This is a genomic window from Streptomyces sp. NBC_00989 (assembly GCF_045162655.1).
Classification (GTDB): domain Bacteria; phylum Actinomycetota; class Actinomycetes; order Streptomycetales; family Streptomycetaceae; genus Streptomyces.
Genome location: NZ_CP108728.1, coordinates 6,225,624 through 6,241,017 on the forward strand (window position 1 = coordinate 6,225,624; position 15,394 = coordinate 6,241,017).

Genomic DNA, 15,394 nt, shown 5'->3' on the forward strand with positions numbered 1-15,394 from the left:
GAATGTCGCCTACGAGACTGTCCACCGTGGTGCTCGACGCGCGGGACGCGCACGAGCTGGCCGGCTTCTACCTGCGCCTGCTCGGTTACGTGATCCGGGCCGAGGAACCCGACTGGGTCCTGATCGGCCCGCCCGACGGCGGCACCGGCCTCTCCTTCCAGACCGAGCCGGAGTACGTCCCGCCGGAGTGGCCCACCAGGAACCCCGGCGAGCAGCAGATGATGCTGCACCTCGACATCGAGGTCGACGACCTGGAGGGCGAGGCCGAGCGGGCCGTACACGAGGGGGCCACGCTCCACGCCCACCAGCCGCAGGACGACGTACGGGTCCTGCTGGACCCGTCCGGCCACCCCTTCTGCCTGTGGCGACAGGAGCAGGGGGTGTGACCGAGGGGCGTCAGGCGGCTCAACCGGAGGCGGGCCGCAGGTTGTTCATGAGCAGGCCGAGGGTGAACTCGAAGCGGTCGGGGCCGGTGCCGGAGATCAGCTCGGCGGCATGGCGTCGGGTCTGCGGGAACTTCTCGGCCGGCAGTGCGGTGAAGCGGTCCAGCAACTCCTCGTGGCTGAGCACCCATTCCGGATCCTGGTGCCGGCGCCGTTGTCGGACCAGTGACTGTTCCAGTGCGTAGGCGCTGACGTAGAGGGACAGCGCGTCGCGGGCCCATCCGGCCGTCCTCGGTTCGATGCCGCCCGCGAGCAGGATCGCCAGGATTCCCTCGCCGACCCGCAGCGTGTCCAGGCTGGTCGGCACCATGGCCAGCGCGGCGCGCGAGACTCCGGGGTACTTCAGGTACAGGTCGCGGATCTGCGTGTACACCCCGACCAGTTGCCCGCGCCAGGCGGCCGGGTCCGGTTCGGGGAGCACGACCTCGGCGTAGAGCCTGCCGATCAGCAGGTCGTCGATGTCGTCCTTGTTGACGATGTGCGCGTACAGCGACGACGGGCCGGTGCCGAGCACGGCGGCGACCCGGCGGATGGTCAGCGCGTCGTACCCCTCGGTGGCGACGACCTCCAGGGCGGCGTCGGTGATCCGCTCGACGGTGATCGGCTTCTTGCGGGTTGCGCGGCGCTCACGGGGATCGCGGCGCTCGCGGGGATCGGCTGGCATGCCCACCACCCTACCTTGACACGAACTTAGTTCGTTGAGTAGAACTTAGATCGCAAGAACGAACTAAGTTCGTCAAAGAGGACTTGGTTCGTGTCGATATCCCGGAGGTACGTCATGCGAGTGTCCGTAGTCGGAGCCGGTCTGGGAGGCCTCGCTCTCGCGCAGGGGCTGCGTGGTGCCGGCATCGAGGCCGACGTGTTCGAGCGCGACCCGGGGATCGTCGCCCGGTTCCAGGGCTACCGGCTCGTGCTGAACCCGACCGGTTTCCAGGCGGTGCGCGACTGCCTGCCGACGCGCTGGCACCCGCTGCTGGACGAGATCGTCATGGACGCCTCCGCCGAGCAGCTGGTCCTTGACCCGCGGCTGAACGAGATCGGCAGGCTCGGCGCGGGCCGGACCGGCATCGTGGTCGACCGGCAGGTGCTGCGACACCTGTTGCTGACCGGCCTCACCGTGCACACCGATGCCGCGCTGACCGGCTACGACGTGCTGGCCGACGGCACTGTCCAAGCCCGGTTCGCCCACCGCGACCCGGCCACCGCCGACCTGCTCGTCGGCGCGGACGGCGTCACCTCCGCGGTCCGCGGGGTGCTGTCGCCGCGGACCGCCCCGACCGACACCGGCGTCCGGTTCGTCATCGGCCGCACCCCGCTGACCGACGAGTTCGCCGGCCTGTCCAAGGCGTACGGCTCGAAGATCGCGGGCGACGGCGTCAGCCTGCTGCTCGGCGCGATGCGCTTCCGCACCCCGCCGAAGCAGGCCGCCGAGCAGCTGGCCCCCGACGTCACGCTGCCCGACATCGGCGACTACGTGCGCTGGGCCATGATCCTGCCGTCGAACGGTTCGCTGGAGGATCTGACCGCGCAGGACGCCGTGCTGTCCAGGATGGAAGGCTGGCACCCGGAGCTGCGCGCGCTGATCGAGCAGGCCGACCCGGACAACAGCACGCTGCTGTCCATCCGGGTGGTCAAGCCCGGTGAGCGCTGGGCGTCCGGCCCGGTCACGCTGCTCGGCGACGCGATCCACGCGACCTCCCCGACCGGGGGCAACGGCGCGAACACCGCGCTGCGCGACGCCGACCTGCTGCGCCGCTGCCTGATCGATGCCGACGAAGGCCGCCGGGATCTGCTCGGCGCGGTCGGCGACTACGAGCGGCAGATGTTCGAGTACGGCGCGGATGCCGTGCGCAGCAGTCTTGAGAAGCTGCCCGCGTTCGCGCCTGAAGCGAAACTGTCCTGAGGCGTTCCGGGTGTTGATGCGGACGCCTACGCACTCACGTCGTCGCGATGATCGCCATCAGCAGGCCGCCGATGCACATCGCGGTGAGCGCCCCGGTCCAGAAGGCGTCCTCGCGCAGGGCCCGGGGTGCGCGGAACCGTCGTCGGCGGCGGGTGGGTACGGGTGTGGGTGTGGGTGCGGCTGGTGGTGCCGGGGGCTGCTGCTGTCGTACGACGGGCAAGGGCGGCGCGGGTGGCATGAGTGGGGGCGGTACCGCCTGGGCCGGGGGGACCTGGATCAGCTGGTGAGGGCGGGGACGGTTCATACGGGGTGGGCCTCGCTGCGGTGTTTGCGGAGCAGGACGTTCGCGTCGGTCTCGGCGCTGTAGTCACGCGCCGTGCGTGCGGCGGCCCGGACCTCGGCCAGTTCGGCGCACCCCGCGCAACCGGGCGCCGGCTGCGGCGGTACGGCGACCAGGAACGGGGCGTCGGTCCGCGCGCGGTGGTTCGCCGCGCGGACCCCGGCGCGTAGGCGCTCCGCGTCCGTGGCCGGGCGAAGTGACCCGGGGTCGGCCTGCCATTCGCGCCCACCGCCCACCGGACGCAACAGCGCGTAGGGCCCCGCCTTGTCCTGGTACTCGCCGACCGTGTCGGTCGCCGGGTCGTAGAGCAGCGTTCCGGGTTCCATCGGCGCCTCCTCCTCTTCCTTTTTGTGTAACTTCCATACAGAATGCGACAGTTGGGCTACTCTGTGCAGTCCTGGGTGTGTTACGAGGATGGCCCAGGTCGGAGGCGGACGCAGCGCCAACGGGTTCAACTTCCGCGCCTGGCGCGCCAAATTCCACAAATTCCACAGCATCAGGAGGTCGCGATGCCGCAACGGCTGGTGGTCACGGCGCTGAGCCATGAGCCCAGGAAGCGGTTTGCCGAGGAACTGGTGAGGTTGAGGCGTGAACGGGGCCTGAGTCTGCGGGAGTTGGGGAAGGCGTTGGGGTGGGACGCGTCGCAGTTCGGGAAGATGGAGCGTGGGGGCACGCTGGGTGGGCCCGAGGTCGTGCAGGCGTTGGATCAGTTCTATGGGACGGCGCCGCTGCTACTCACCTTGTGGGAGTTGGCAGTTGGTGATCCGACGCAGTTCAAGGAGCAGTACCGGCGGTACATGATTCTGGAGGCCGAGGCGATGAGCCTGTGGCACTACTCCGTGAGCGCCCCGCCAGGTCTGCTGCAAACGGACGGGTACGTGCGCGAAGCGCTCGCGGTGGGTTGGATCAAGAGCCACGAGTTGGACCAGCAGGTCGAGGCACGTGGAGGGCGGCGAATGTTGCTGGAGGGGGAGGATGCGCCCTCGTTCCGAGCCGTCCTCTCCGAGGCGGTACTGCGCACGCCTCTGCGTGATGTGAGGGCGTGGCGGGAACAGTTGGAGCACCTGGCGGAGATGGCGCAACGCCCGAACATCACCATCCAGGTGCTGCCGTTAAGCGTTGGCCCGCACGGCCTGATGAACACCGCCGTGAAGTTCCTGCGGCTGCTGGACGGTCGCACCATCGCCTACACCGAGAACGACCTGCGAGGCGAACTGATCGAAGAAAACGCCTCAGTTGAGGAGCTTCAACGTAGGTACGATTCGGTGCGTGACCTGGCGCTGTCTCCGGCCGAGTCGCGAACGTTCATCCTGAGGATGTTGGAGGAAGTCCCTTGCGAGCCATCGACCTAAACGGTGTGACGTGGCGGAAGAGCAGCTACAGCAACACGAGTGGCGGCGACTGCATCGAGGTGTCCGACGACTTCCTGATCGCCGCCGACTGGCACAAGAGCAGCTACAGCAACACGAGTGGCGGGGAATGTATCGAGTTCGCCCCCAACCTCCCCGCAGTCGTCCCCGTCCGTGACACCAAAAACCCCACCCACGGCACCCTGGTCTTCGGCGTGGACGCCTGGGCGGAGTTCGTAGGCTCGGTCAAGGGGCGGGCTCAGTAGACCAACGCCTGCGTACCGTCGGCCATAACCTCCTGTACGAACACCTGCGCCCCGGCGATCCGTACGCCCTCGATGACATCCTTCTCCGTGATGTCCCGCCGGGCCGCGCACTGCGTGCACAACGTGACGCGGCCCGCGGCCAGGATCGAGTCGATCAGGTCGGGCAGCGGGGCGGCATGCGGGAGTTCGAACTCGGCGGCGCGGCCCGGCAGGGCGAACCACGCGGACTCACCGGTGAGCCAGAGCGAGACGTCCACTCCGCTGGCAACGGCGACGGCAGCCACCGTAAACGCCTGTGAGCAGCGTTCGGGGGCGTCGGCCCCTGCCGTCACCTTGATCACGAGCTTCTTCGACATGACCGAATCGTAATCAACTCCCATACAACTCCATGCGTCGGCCACGGGTCTCCTGTGCGCGCATATGGAATGCGCACGTCATGTTCCGTGGGGGACGTCTTGGAAGTACCGGAAGAATCCATCGAAGAAGTACCGGAGCCGGAGCCGGAGTTGGGCCCGGAGACAGAGCCGGAGCATCAGCCGGAGACAGAGCCGGAGTCGGGGCCCGCGCCCCGCCCGCGCCGCCGGGGCCGTACCACCCTCCTCATCGCCGTCGCCGCCGTGCTCGGGGTCGTAGCCGGTACCTGTACGGGTTTCCTCGTCCAGGCGAACCGCGCACCCGACAAGCTGCCCTCGCTCTCGCAGGCCACGCTCACGCAGGCGAAGGGGCCGGCTCCCGAGCCCCTGTCCGCCGCGCAGGACCGCAAGGTCAAGGTCGACGGCGACCTGCGCAAGCTGCTGCTGAAGAAGCCGAGCGGGGCGAAGACCGCCACCTACTCGCTGGGCAGCGACGGGTGGCTGGACCTGGCCGAGTACTCCGAGATGTTCACGGAGCCCGACGAGGCCTTCGGCTACCAGGTCGACAAGGAGTTCCGGCGAGCCGCCGTCACCCAGTGGGGCGAGGGCACGCGCGACGTCCGGATCGTCCTGGAGCAGTACCGCCAGGTGACCGACCTCGGAGCCTCCGACACCGTCACCGACTCCTTCTACTGGGCCGAACGCAAGTCCCACACCAGCAGTTGGGCCATCCCCGGCACGGGCGACGGAATGGCGTACGTCCACGGCGCCTCGGCCGACGGCGTGTACAGCGCCGAGGCCCACGCCTGGCGCGGGGACGTCGCCCTGGAGATCTGGGTCTACGACACGAAGCCGATCCCGAAGAAGAAGATCATGGATCTGGCCGAGCGGCAGATGGAGCGGCTGTGACCGAGAACCAGTCCGGAGAGGTCGGAGAGTTCGGAAAGGCCGGCGAGGTGGGCGAGGTCGGCGAGGTCGGCGAGGTGGAGTTCGTGGAACCGCCCGCGCCCGCAGCCGCGCCCGAAGCCGAAGCCGTACCTGGAGCCGAGGCCGAGCCCGAGGCCCCCAAGAAGCCCGTCCGCAGGGGTCGTATCGCCGCGGTCGCCGGCTCCGTCCTGCTCGCCCTCGCTGTCGTCGGCGGGGTCGGATACACCGTCGTGACCGTGAACGGCGCCGACCGGGACGCGGGCGCCCCCGTGTGGAAGTTCCCCAAGGACCCGGCCGAGCACAAGGCCGCGCCGGCGAAGGGACTGCGGGGCGTGCTCCAGCCGTACACCGCCAACGGGTACGTCCGCGGGCCGGACATCGCCGAGTTCGGGAACGACGCCGAGCTGACCGGGCGCGAGGCCACGGCTCTGCGCAAGGAGGAGTTCAGCGGCCTGCCCCGCTCCCAACGGCTCCTGCTGGAGAAGCAGATCGACCGGGAGCAGATCAAGGGCCTGGCCATGCGCAGCTACCTCTATCCCGCCGCCGACGAGATCAGTACGTACACCGTCGAGGTCCAGCTGGTCCAGATGGACGAGAAGGCCGCACGGAGCCTCACCACGTACGAGAACGAACTCCTGGGCACGGTGACCGTGTTCCGCAAGGGTCCCGCCGTCCCGGGCCACAAGGACGCGAAGTGCTTCCTGCCGAAGTACGAGGCCGGGGAGAAGCTCAGCGACATGCTCTGCTTCGCGTCCGCGGGCGACGTCATGGTCACCCTCAACGCGTCCGGGACCAAGTCGATGGACACGAAGGAGATCGCGTCGTTCCTGAGCGATCAGCTCGACCGCATCAAGACGACGGGGGAAGCGGTATGACCGAGCAGCGAGACATGGCGACTCCAGAGGAGACCCTCGCGGCGACTCCGGTTGAGACCCTCGCGGCGCCTCCGGCGGAGACCTCGGTTGAGACCCCGGCCGCAACTTCGGCCGCGATCTCGGTGGAGACACCGGTGGAGACCTCGACGGAGGCTATGGTCGCGACCTCGGCGGAGACCCCGGCCGCGATCCCGGAGCCGACCTCGGCGGAGACCTTGGCCGCGACCCCGGTGGAGACTCCGGCCGCGACCTCGGCGGAGACCCCGGCCGCGATCCCGGAGCCGACCTCGGCGGAGAGCCTGGCCGCGATGCCGGCGGAGACCCCCGCCGCGACCTTGGCCGCGATCACGGCCGAAACCCCGGCCGTGATCCCGCCCATGCCGGAAGCGCCTCCGCTGGTGCCCGTGCCGCAGGCCCCGGTCCGGGTGCGCAAGGAGCGGCGGGTGCTGCGGGGCATCCTGCGCTGGACCGCGGCCGTCGTGGTGTTCGTGGCGGCCGGGGCGGGAACGGCGTACGGCATCACGCAGATGAAACGGACCGACGTACCCGGTCTCGCGACCGCGTCGGACGGGCGCTGGGACTACCCGGAGATCGTCATGCCGCCGCTGCCCTCCGGCAGCCCGGGTCCGTTCGCCGCGGACAACAAGGCGAATTCCCACTACGCGGACCTGCGCGCGCTGGTCCTGCCGGCGCCGAAGGGCGCCAAGGCGGACGCGTCGCTGCGCGGCACGGACGGCTGGCTGCCGACGAAGACGTTCCTCGCCCAGTACGCCGACGCGGACGACCGCAAGGAGCTCGGCCAGAAACTGACCGACGACGGCCTCCGCCACATCACGTCCCGCGGTTGGACCACGCAGGACGGCACGCACACTCGCATCTACCTGCTCCAGTTCGACACCGCGATCGCCGCCGACGAACTGTTCTCGCCGGGTCTCATCTCGTACGACAGCCCGGTCTACGCCCTGACCGGCGCCCCGGCCACCAGCTACAACGACGCGATCAAGACCGAGATCCTCGCCAAGAACGTCAAGGCCTCGGCATACACCGAGGACAAGCCGTACGGCGCCGAGGAGGTACGTCAGGCCTACCTCTCGGCCGGCGACACCCTCGCGCTGGTCGTCCAGTCCCACAAGGGAGTCGCGAAGGCGGTCCCGTTCGAGCAGACGCTGACGCTCCAGAGCCAGCTGCTCGACTAGCCGTACCTCACCGTGAGCACCGGGCCCCAGCCGCGTAAGCTGGGGCCCGGCCCTGTGTACATGCGTACCGCACCACGCTCATCCGAGGAGCACCCGTGTTGGAGATCTTCTTCGAAACCCTGCTTGTCCTGGTCTGCGTCGGCGTGCTCGCCTTCGCCGGACTGAGCGTGAAGAAGCTGTACCAGGGCCAGCGCTGACCCCCACCGAGGAACTGCTGACGTCATGATCGAGATCCCGTCCGACCTCCACAAGGACCTGGTCCCCCTCGTCTTCCTGCTCGGCGACTGGGCCGGCGCGGGCGTGCACGACTTCCCGGGCTCCGAGAAGTGCAACTTCGGCCAGGAGGTCTCCTTCAGCCACGACGGCCGTGACTTCCTGGAGTACCGCTCCCACACCTGGGTCCTGGACAACGACGGCAACAAGGTCCGCCCCCTGGAGACCGAGTCCGGCTTCTGGCGCATCGACGCCGACCGCAAGGTAGAGGTCACGATGACCCGCGACGACGGAGTCGTCGAGATCTGGTACGGCGAACTCGCCAAGCAGAAGCCCCAGATCGACCTCGTCACGGACGCCGTCGCCCGCACGGCCGCCTCCGGCCCGTACACCGGCGGCAAGCGCCTCTACGGCTACGTCAAGAGCGACCTCATGTGGGTCGGCGAGAAGCAGACCCCCGAGGTCGAACTCCGCCCCTACATGTCCGCCCACCTGAAGAAGATCGTCACCCCGGACGACGTCGAACGCTGGGCGAAGGCCCTCCCGGACGACATGCCGGACGACGGGATCGCTTTCTTCAAGTAGCTCTAGACTTCCAGTGTGGTGAGCACCGACTGGAAAAGTGATCTGCGGCAGCGCGGCTACCGGCTGACCCCGCAGCGGCAACTCGTGCTCGAAGCCGTGGACACCCTGGAGCACGCGACCCCCGACGACATCCTCATCGAGGTGAGGAAGACGGCGTCGGGGGTCAACATCTCCACGGTGTACCGGACCCTGGAGCTCCTCGAAGAGCTCCAGCTGGTCAGTCACGCGCATCTGGGGCACGGGGCGCCGACGTACCACCTCGCCGACCGGCATCACCACATCCACCTGGTCTGCCGTGACTGCACGAACGTCATCGAGGCCGATGTCGAGGTGGCCGCCGAGTTCCGGGCCAAGCTGCGGGACACGTTCGGGTTCGAGACGGACATGAAGCACTTCGCGATCTTCGGCCGCTGCAAGGACTGCGCGCTGAAGAATCCGACCGGTAAGACGTCAGCCGAGTCTTCAACTACCGAGTCGTAGGCTTACCCGTATGAAGAGCCCCCTGTTGTCCCTGCCCGGCGCCGTCTCCGCCGAAGGAGTGGACGAAGGCGTCGCCGCCCACTACGGCGACCTGTTCCGTGAGCAGCGCACCCTCGCCGACGGCACCGGTTTCGTGGACCTCTCGCACCGCGGGGTCGTCGCCGTCACCGGTGACGACCGGCTGAGCTGGCTGCACCTGCTGCTCACCCAGCACGTCAGCGACCTCCCCACCGGCGTCGCCACCGAGGCGCTGATCCTCTCCGCGCACGGCCACATCGAGCACGCCCTGTACCTCGTCGACGACGGCGCCACGGTGTGGATGCACACCGAACCCGACACCCAGGAGGCGCTCATCGCCTACCTGGAGTCGATGAAGTTCTTCTACCGCGTCGAAGTCACCGACCGCACAAGCGAGTTCGCGGTCGTGTACGTCCCCGCCGGCTCCATCGCCGAGGTCCCGTCCGGTGCCGTCGTACGCGAGACGCCGTACGGCCGCGATCTCTTCCTCCCGCGCGAGGACCTGGAGTCGTACGCCGAGAAGTCGGGCCCCGCGGCCGGCATCCTCGCCTACGAGGCGCTGCGCGTCGAACACCACCGCCCCCGCCTCGGCTTCGAGACCGACCACCGCACCATCCCGCACGAGCTGGGCTGGATCGGTACGGCGGTCCATCTCCAGAAGGGCTGCTACCGGGGCCAGGAGACGGTCGCCCGCGTAGAGAACCTGGGCAAGCCCCCGCGCCGTCTCGTCTTCCTCCACCTCGACGGCAGCGAGGTCCATCTCCCGGGCCACGGCACGGAGTTGAGGCTCGCGGAGGAGGGCGCGGAGGGCCGGAAGATCGGTTTCATCACGACGTCCGTACGCCACCACGAGCTGGGGCCGATCGCCCTCGCCCTGGTGAAGCGGAACGTACCGCTGGACGCGCCGCTGCTGGCCGACAGCACGGCGGCCGCCCAAGAAGTCGTCGTAGAACCGTAGGACCGTAGAACCTCAGGACCTTTTAGAGGCCGGCTTAGAGGCCGGCTTAGAGGTCGATCACCACGGTGAACGGGCCGTCGTTCGTGAGGGAGACGCGCATCTGGGCGCCGAAGCGGCCCGTCGCCACCGTGGCGCCCAGGGAACGGAGTTGGGCCACCACCTCGTCGACCAACGGCTCCGCGATGTCGCCGGGGGCGGCCGCGTTCCAGGTCGGCCGGCGGCCCTTGCGGGCATCGCCGTAGAGCGTGAACTGGCTGATGACGAGGAGCGGGGCGTCGATGTCGCTGCACGACTTCTCGTCGTGCAGCATGCGGATCGACCAGAGTTTGCGGGCCAGTTGGGCCGCTTTCTCCTTGGTGTCCTCGTGGGTGACGCCGACGAGGACGCACAGCCCTTCGCCCTCGATCGCCCCGACCGTCTCGCCGTCGACCACGAGACCCGCGCTGTCCACTCGCTGCACCACTGCTCGCATGGGCTCCATGATGCCGTGCGGGCGGGAAGGGCTCCGAGGCGGCCGTAGGAGGGCCTATTTTTGCTCCTTAACCCCCCATCTGGGGCCGTTCGGGGGCACTCGGTCACATAGCGGCCAGTTGGGGTGGCACGATGCTGTCCACACGCCGGTCGAGGGGACGGTTGAGGCACATGAGCACACCGAGTACCGGGCAGAGCCCCGGGCCTGTCTCGCTGATCCGCGCGGGAGGACCGGCCACGCGCCGTCCGCCCGTGCAGCGCGTCGACAGCCCGCTGCTGCCCGCCGAACCGCCCGCACCCGACCTGACCGTGCTACGGCTCCCGGCGCTGCGCGCGCTGCGCCGCGACGCCCAGCGCGACGAGGCCGACCTGAGTTACGTACGACGGCTCCTCCAGGGCCGGATCGACATCCTGCGCGCCGAACTGGCCCGGCGTTCCCCGGCGGGCGCGGCGTCGGTGGTCGACCGGCTGTCGGAGATTCTCACCGACGCCCCCGCCCGCCACCGCTCCTCGGCCCGGCACGTCACGCTGGGCACGCCGCACAGCGAGGAGTACCGGCTGCTGGCCGCGGAGATGCTGGCCGAGGTCGAACTGTCCGATCTGGAGGCCCGCACAGACCTGGAACTGACCACGGCGATGGGCCGCCTGGTGCGCTACGAACAGCAGGTGTCCCGGCGCCGCCAGCTCCTCCAGCACACGGCCGACGGCTGTAGCGCGGAGATCGCCCGCAGGTACCGTGAGGGAGAGGCACAGGTGGACGACCTGCTGACGTGAGGGGCCCGGTGTGACGACTGAGGATGCGGGTTTTACGCGGTTTGCGGGGGTTTCTGACACACCCCCTCCGGTGCTCGCGGAGGTCGTCCGCTCCGGCTTCGTGGAGAGCTGCCACCGGGGCAGCCTGGTGGTCCTGGCGGCGGACGGTTCGGTGGAACTGGCGCTGGGTGACGTGAAGACCCCCGTCTTCCCCCGCTCCTCCAACAAACCCATGCAGGCGGCGGGCGTCCTGCGCGCGGGCCTCGACCTGACCGGCGAACGCCTCGCGATCGCCGCCGCGAGCCACTCCGGCGAACTCTTCCACCGAGATCTCGTACGCCGCCTGCTCGCCGAACACGGCCTGGACGCGGGCCAGTTGCAGTGCCCGCCGGACCTCCCCCTCGACCCCGTCGAGCAGGAGACGTACCTGGCCTCGGGCGCCGTACGCGACCGCATCGCCATGAACTGCTCCGGCAAACACACGGCCATGCTGGCGGCGTCCGCCCAACGGGGCTGGCCGCTGGATTCCTACCTGGACCCCGAGCACCCGCTCCAAAAACTTATCCACAGGGTTGTGGAGGAAGCGTCGGGCGAGCGGGTCGCGGCCGTCGGTACGGACGGTTGCGGCGCCCCACTCCTGGCCATCACCCTGACGGGCCTGGCGCGCGCGTTCCGTTCCTTCGTCCTGGCGGAGCCGGGCTCGCCGGAACGCAGGGTCGCCGACGCGATGCGGGCCCACCCCGAGTACGTCGCCGGCACGCGCCGCCCCGACACGCGACTGATGCGCGCGGTACCGGGCCTGCTCTCGAAGATGGGCGCGGAGGCGGTCCAGGCGGTCGCCCTTCCGGACGGGCGGGCACTGGCGTTCAAGGTGGAGGACGGGGCGGGGCGGGCGTTGGGGCCGGTGCTGGGGCGGGCGCTGGATCTGATGGGCGTGTCGGCCGGGGTGTTGAGGAAGGTGGCTGTGCTGGGTGGGGGGCGTGAGGTGGGGGAGATTCGGGCGGTGTTTTAGGGGCGGGGGTTGGGCCACTCGCTTTTTTGCCAGTGTCGGGCTTCCGCGGCCCGAGTAAAGGGCGCTCCCTGCGGTCGCGTCGCCTGCGGCGATTCCGCTGCGCTCCACCCTTGACTCGGTCCGCTCCAGCCCGTTTCAGAAGCGAGCGAGCGGCCCGGAGGAACGGGTGGCCAAGGTGGGGAGGCCCTTGCCTGTACTGCGTTGGCGGGCCGGTGCGAGGGGTGCGCGGTCGCGTCTCGCCGGGTCGGCTCAGCGGCCAGCGGTGGGTGGGAGGGGGGTGCTGGAAGCCGGGGGTAAATCTAACCAGTGTCGCGGGCTTTGACTGGTTAGGGGCGGGGCGTGCTTCTGCCTTTCACCCCGGTCGCTTTTCAACGGCGCGAGCATCACCCAGCCCGTCCGCCTTTTGAGCCGGGCCGGCATCACTCAGCCCGTCCGGCGTTTGAGGACGAGGCCGTTCAGGCCGAAGGGGGGTCTGGGGGCGCAGCCCCCAGGGATGGGACGGGTAGGGGCGGCGGGGGCGAGAGAAAATCCCCGAGACACCCCGCCGCTCGTACACCTAGCGTGATCCCATGACCAGTCACCCCCAGGATCTCGCCGTCCGCCCCATCACAGAGCCCGAGATCCCCGACTGGATCCGCGCCCTGAACACCGGTTTCCTGCGCACCCCGTCCGTCTCCGACGAAGAGCTCACCGACCGCACCAGCTACATCGACCCGCCCCGCACCCTCGGCGCGTTCGACGGCACCCGCTGCGTCGCGACCTTCCGCTCCTTTCCCCAGGAGCTGACGGCGGTGGGCGGCAGACCGGTCCCGGCCGACGCCATCACCAACGTCACCGTCACCACCACGCACCGCCGCCGAGGCCTCCTGACCCGCCTGATGGCCCAGGATCTGGCGGCGGCGAAGGAGCGCGGCGACGTCGTAGCCACCCTCATCGCCGCCGAGTACCGGATCTACGGCCGCTACGGCTTCGGCCCCGCGACCTCGATGACCCAGTGGGAGATCGACGTCGCGAGGGCCGGCCTGGACCCCCGTTGGTCGGCCCCGGAGGACGGCGGCCGTATCGACCTGGTGGACGGCGAGGACGTACGCAAGCTCGGCCCCGAACTGCACGAGCAGCTGCGTCGCACCCAGCCCGGCGCGATCAACCGCGACGACCGCTGGTGGCAGGTCAACACCGGCGTCGTACTCCTGACGCGGGCGTCGTGGACGGAGCCGTTCTACGCCGTCTACCGCGCGGCGGACGGCGAGGTGCAGGGCCTGGCCGCGTACGTCTGCGACGACACCTGGAGCGACGCCAAGCAACCGCTCGACACGGCGACGGTGAAGGGGCTGATCGCCACGACGCCGGCGGCCGAGCGTGCCCTGTGGCACCACCTCTGCTCGATCGACTGGGTGGCGAAGGTGAAGTCGGGCTGGCGTGCCCCCGACGACCTGCTGCCCCTCCTCCTGCCGGACCCGCGCGCGGCCACGATCACGACCCAGGCGGACTGGCTGTGGGTGCGGGTCCTGGATGTCGTACGGGCCATGGAGGCGCGGTCGTACGAGGGGGAGGGCACGTTGGTGTTCGAGGTGCTCGACGGGGCCGGGCTCGCCGGTGGTCGCTACCGGCTGGATGCCTCGGCGCAGGGCGCGTCCTGTACGCCGACGACGGAGAGCGCCGAACTCACCCTCGATGTACGGGAGTTGGCGACGCTGTGGCTGGGCGACGAGTCGGCGGTGCGGCTCGCCGCGCTGGGCCGGGTGCGGGAAGAACGAGCGGGCGCCGCCCGTGTGGCCGACGCCCTGCTGCGTACGTCCAGGCGGCCATGGTGCCCGGACATCTTCTGATCCTGAACGACCTTTCCGCTGGTGCCGGTTGATGGGCTGGACTCATCCGTAGCTGTTCAGTTGTGGTTGTGGTGCCGGCCGCCGGGCTCTCGGCTCCCCTCCAGGAGAGAGACCCAGGCGGCCAAGTTAGCCAAGTTGGTGACCAACTCTCTTCTAGTTATCTCCTTTTGGGTACGTCTCATAACCACCTTTCCGTGAACTGCCCAAAGATGGCGGGAAGTTGTAGTGTTTGGTCGTGGACCCGGAACACGCCACCGTCAATGGACGGACGAGGTCACCACGGCCACAGTGGTCACATCGCGAGCTGGCCGACGAGCTGCGCACCCGGATCAGGTCCGGTGTACTGCGGCCCGGCCAGCGCATGCCCACCCAGGCCAAGCTGGCGGACGAGTTCGGCGTCGAGCGCGGGGCCGTACGGCAGGCACTGCGCATCCTTCAGTCCGAGCGTCTGCTCACCAACATGTCCAAGGGCAGCCCGGCGACCGTGTCCCCCGACCTCAACCTGGCCCTGACCGGCCCGGGAGCCCCGCCGCAGCCCACGATGGTGGGTCTGGGACCGCGCATATCGGAGGCCTTCGCGCAGCCGCACGTGGAGATCGAGGCGCTGTGCCTGACGGCCGTCTCGCTCACGCTGGCCATCGGCGAACCGCTGCGTCAGATCCACGCCGGACGTCTGAAACCGGCCAAGGTCGACGTCCGGGTGCTGCTGCCGAGCAGCGACATCGAACTCGCCTTCCCCTCCCGCGTGGACGCCCCGGCCGACGGCCGGCTGCAACGCCGTTGGCTGGCCCAACGCAACGCCCAGGGCCAGGTGTTGAAGCACAACCTGCTCGCGTTACGCGCGACGCACGGCATCGACGTGCACGTCACCTTCCGTGCCCTGCCCTTCACCCCGCCCGTGAAGCTGTACCTGCTCAACGGCTCGGAGGCGCTCTTCGCCTACTACACGCTGACCCAGCGCGAGGCGGAGATCGGCCACGAGCAGGTGGAGATGTACGACGCGGAGGGCACCCAGTCGATGCTGTTCGCCTTCGACCAGGGCGCCGGGCTGCGGGACACGACGTTCGTGGAACAGTCGCACCTGTGGTTCAACGCACTGTGGGAGACGATCAGTTCGGAGCTCACGCTGACACCCGCGAGCTGATCGCCTCCCGCAGTGGCTGACCTGACGTGACCTTGGGGGCGGCCTTCGGGTCGTACGGGTCGTCGTACGGGTCACAGGGCCGGACCGGTGACCAGCAGGGCCAGTACGACGGCCCCGATGGAGCTGATGGCCGGGCTCTTGGCCTTGATGCCGATGGAGAGCAGTAGCAGGCCGATGATCCCGGTGGCGCCGTACTTCCACTGGACGATCTGCTCGAAGCCGACGACGAAGACGGCGGAGAGGAGGGCGATGGCAGGCACGGTGGTTCCCCCTTCGGGC

Annotated in this window: 20 protein-coding genes; 14 read left to right on the top strand and 6 right to left on the bottom strand. The window is 69.3% G+C overall.

The annotated features are described in order from the left end of the window. Positions 1–2 precede the first annotated feature (2 nt). Complete coding sequence (locus OG714_RS27570) at positions 3–386, top strand: VOC family protein (protein WP_406124887.1); 384 nt, start codon at positions 3–5, stop codon at positions 384–386. A gap of 19 nt (positions 387–405) precedes the next feature. On the opposite strand, the gene OG714_RS27575 is transcribed toward OG714_RS27570, so the two are convergent. After that, positions 406–1,107, bottom strand: coding sequence for a TetR/AcrR family transcriptional regulator (locus tag OG714_RS27575; RefSeq protein ID WP_406124889.1), 702 nt, complete (start codon positions 1,105–1,107; stop codon positions 406–408). Between the two features lie 114 nt (positions 1,108–1,221). On the opposite strand from OG714_RS27575, the gene OG714_RS27580 reads away from it, so the two are divergent. Then, positions 1,222–2,346 carry an FAD-dependent oxidoreductase gene (locus OG714_RS27580; RefSeq protein ID WP_406124891.1) on the top strand — a complete coding sequence of 375 codons (1,125 nt, stop codon included), beginning with the start codon at positions 1,222–1,224 and terminating at the stop codon, positions 2,344–2,346. Between the two features lie 34 nt (positions 2,347–2,380). Here the strand turns inward: OG714_RS27580 and OG714_RS27585 are convergent, their stop codons facing one another. Next, positions 2,381–2,584 (bottom strand): hypothetical protein, encoded by a 204-nt coding sequence (locus OG714_RS27585; RefSeq protein WP_406124893.1) that lies wholly within the window; start codon positions 2,582–2,584, stop codon positions 2,381–2,383. 62 nt (positions 2,585–2,646) lie between these two features. Then, positions 2,647–3,012, bottom strand: a complete 366-nt coding sequence (locus OG714_RS27590) for a hypothetical protein (RefSeq protein ID WP_406124894.1) — start codon at positions 3,010–3,012, stop codon at positions 2,647–2,649. A gap of 183 nt (positions 3,013–3,195) precedes the next feature. Here OG714_RS27590 and OG714_RS27595 point away from each other — a divergent pair, with 183 nt between their 5' ends. Both OG714_RS27595 and OG714_RS27600 read left to right on the top strand, forming a co-directional pair. Then, complete coding sequence (locus tag OG714_RS27595; protein ID WP_406124896.1) at positions 3,196–4,038, top strand: helix-turn-helix transcriptional regulator; 843 nt, start codon at positions 3,196–3,198, stop codon at positions 4,036–4,038. Next, positions 4,020–4,301 (top strand): DUF397 domain-containing protein, encoded by a 282-nt coding sequence (locus OG714_RS27600; protein ID WP_406124898.1) that lies wholly within the window; start codon positions 4,020–4,022, stop codon positions 4,299–4,301. The genes OG714_RS27595 and OG714_RS27600 overlap by 19 nt, the downstream gene beginning before the upstream one ends. On the opposite strand, the gene OG714_RS27605 is transcribed toward OG714_RS27600, so the two are convergent. Continuing rightward, positions 4,295–4,657, bottom strand: coding sequence for a DsrE family protein (locus tag OG714_RS27605; RefSeq protein WP_406124900.1), 363 nt, complete (start codon positions 4,655–4,657; stop codon positions 4,295–4,297). The genes OG714_RS27600 and OG714_RS27605 overlap by 7 nt on opposite strands. Positions 4,658–4,744: 87 nt before the next feature. On the opposite strand from OG714_RS27605, the gene OG714_RS27610 reads away from it, so the two are divergent. The 6 genes from OG714_RS27610 (at position 4,745) to OG714_RS27635 (ending at position 9,906) form a co-directional block, all read left to right on the top strand. After that, positions 4,745–5,563 (top strand): hypothetical protein, encoded by an 819-nt coding sequence (locus OG714_RS27610; RefSeq protein ID WP_406124902.1) that lies wholly within the window; start codon positions 4,745–4,747, stop codon positions 5,561–5,563. Further along, the gene (locus OG714_RS27615) at positions 5,560–6,456 is read left to right on the top strand and encodes a hypothetical protein (protein WP_406124904.1); all 897 of its coding nucleotides are present in this window, start codon (positions 5,560–5,562) and stop codon (positions 6,454–6,456) included. The genes OG714_RS27610 and OG714_RS27615 overlap by 4 nt, the downstream gene beginning before the upstream one ends. Then, positions 6,453–7,652, top strand: coding sequence for a hypothetical protein (locus OG714_RS27620; protein WP_406124906.1), 1,200 nt, complete (start codon positions 6,453–6,455; stop codon positions 7,650–7,652). Before OG714_RS27615 ends, OG714_RS27620 begins: the two co-directional genes overlap by 4 nt. A 222-nt stretch (positions 7,653–7,874) precedes the next feature. Then, entirely contained in the window at positions 7,875–8,450 is a 576-nt protein-coding gene (locus OG714_RS27625) for an FABP family protein (protein ID WP_363098002.1), read from the top strand. Between the two features lie 15 nt (positions 8,451–8,465). Next, on the top strand, positions 8,466–8,930 hold the full coding sequence (locus OG714_RS27630) for a Fur family transcriptional regulator (RefSeq protein ID WP_406124907.1): 465 nt from the start codon (positions 8,466–8,468) through the stop codon (positions 8,928–8,930). Positions 8,931–8,940: 10 nt separating this feature from the next. Further along, entirely contained in the window at positions 8,941–9,906 is a 966-nt protein-coding gene (locus OG714_RS27635; RefSeq protein WP_406124909.1) for a YgfZ/GcvT domain-containing protein, read from the top strand. A 46-nt stretch (positions 9,907–9,952) separates the two neighbouring features. Here OG714_RS27635 and dtd read toward each other — a convergent pair whose 3' ends face one another. After that, a complete protein-coding gene (gene dtd / locus OG714_RS27640) occupies positions 9,953–10,378 on the bottom strand; it encodes a D-aminoacyl-tRNA deacylase (protein ID WP_406124911.1) in 426 nt (141 codons plus the stop codon). Positions 10,379–10,548: 170 nt separating this feature from the next. Here dtd and OG714_RS27645 point away from each other — a divergent pair, with 170 nt between their 5' ends. From OG714_RS27645 to OG714_RS27660, 4 genes are all read left to right on the top strand, one after another. Continuing rightward, a complete protein-coding gene (locus OG714_RS27645) occupies positions 10,549–11,151 on the top strand; it encodes an aerial mycelium formation protein (protein ID WP_406124912.1) in 603 nt (200 codons plus the stop codon). 10 nt (positions 11,152–11,161) lie between these two features. Then, a complete protein-coding gene (locus OG714_RS27650) occupies positions 11,162–12,142 on the top strand; it encodes an asparaginase (protein ID WP_406124914.1) in 981 nt (326 codons plus the stop codon). 569 nt (positions 12,143–12,711) lie between these two features. Next, the gene (locus tag OG714_RS27655) at positions 12,712–13,971 is read left to right on the top strand and encodes a GNAT family N-acetyltransferase (RefSeq protein WP_406124916.1); all 1,260 of its coding nucleotides are present in this window, start codon (positions 12,712–12,714) and stop codon (positions 13,969–13,971) included. Positions 13,972–14,200: 229 nt separating this feature from the next. Next, on the top strand, positions 14,201–15,115 hold the full coding sequence (locus OG714_RS27660) for a winged helix-turn-helix domain-containing protein (RefSeq protein ID WP_406124917.1): 915 nt from the start codon (positions 14,201–14,203) through the stop codon (positions 15,113–15,115). Positions 15,116–15,186: 71 nt separating this feature from the next. Here OG714_RS27660 and OG714_RS27665 read toward each other — a convergent pair whose 3' ends face one another. Next, on the bottom strand, positions 15,187–15,375 hold the full coding sequence (locus OG714_RS27665; protein ID WP_019062567.1) for a hypothetical protein: 189 nt from the start codon (positions 15,373–15,375) through the stop codon (positions 15,187–15,189). Between the last annotated feature and the right edge of the window lie 19 nt (positions 15,376–15,394).

Bases quoted from the DNA above. Each gene is read 5' to 3' on its own strand.
- OG714_RS27655 (WP_406124916.1), top strand. From the start codon at position 12,712: ATGACCAGTCACCCCCAGGATCTCGCCGTCCGCCCCATCACAGAGCCC.
- OG714_RS27645 (WP_406124912.1), top strand. From the start codon at position 10,549: ATGAGCACACCGAGTACCGGGCAGAGCCCCGGGCCTGTCTCGCTGATC.
- OG714_RS27620 (WP_406124906.1), top strand. From the start codon at position 6,453: ATGACCGAGCAGCGAGACATGGCGACTCCAGAGGAGACCCTCGCGGCG.
- OG714_RS27595 (WP_406124896.1), top strand. From the start codon at position 3,196: ATGCCGCAACGGCTGGTGGTCACGGCGCTGAGCCATGAGCCCAGGAAG.
- OG714_RS27585 (WP_406124893.1), bottom strand. From the start codon at position 2,584: ATGCCACCCGCGCCGCCCTTGCCCGTCGTACGACAGCAGCAGCCCCCG.
- OG714_RS27625 (WP_363098002.1), top strand. From the start codon at position 7,875: ATGATCGAGATCCCGTCCGACCTCCACAAGGACCTGGTCCCCCTCGTC.
- OG714_RS27635 (WP_406124909.1), top strand. From the start codon at position 8,941: ATGAAGAGCCCCCTGTTGTCCCTGCCCGGCGCCGTCTCCGCCGAAGGA.
- OG714_RS27570 (WP_406124887.1), top strand. From the start codon at position 3: ATGTCGCCTACGAGACTGTCCACCGTGGTGCTCGACGCGCGGGACGCG.
- OG714_RS27605 (WP_406124900.1), bottom strand. From the start codon at position 4,657: ATGTCGAAGAAGCTCGTGATCAAGGTGACGGCAGGGGCCGACGCCCCC.
- dtd (WP_406124911.1), bottom strand. From the start codon at position 10,378: ATGCGAGCAGTGGTGCAGCGAGTGGACAGCGCGGGTCTCGTGGTCGAC.
- OG714_RS27580 (WP_406124891.1), top strand. From the start codon at position 1,222: ATGCGAGTGTCCGTAGTCGGAGCCGGTCTGGGAGGCCTCGCTCTCGCG.
- OG714_RS27575 (WP_406124889.1), bottom strand. From the start codon at position 1,107: ATGCCAGCCGATCCCCGCGAGCGCCGCGATCCCCGTGAGCGCCGCGCA.
- OG714_RS27590 (WP_406124894.1), bottom strand. From the start codon at position 3,012: ATGGAACCCGGAACGCTGCTCTACGACCCGGCGACCGACACGGTCGGC.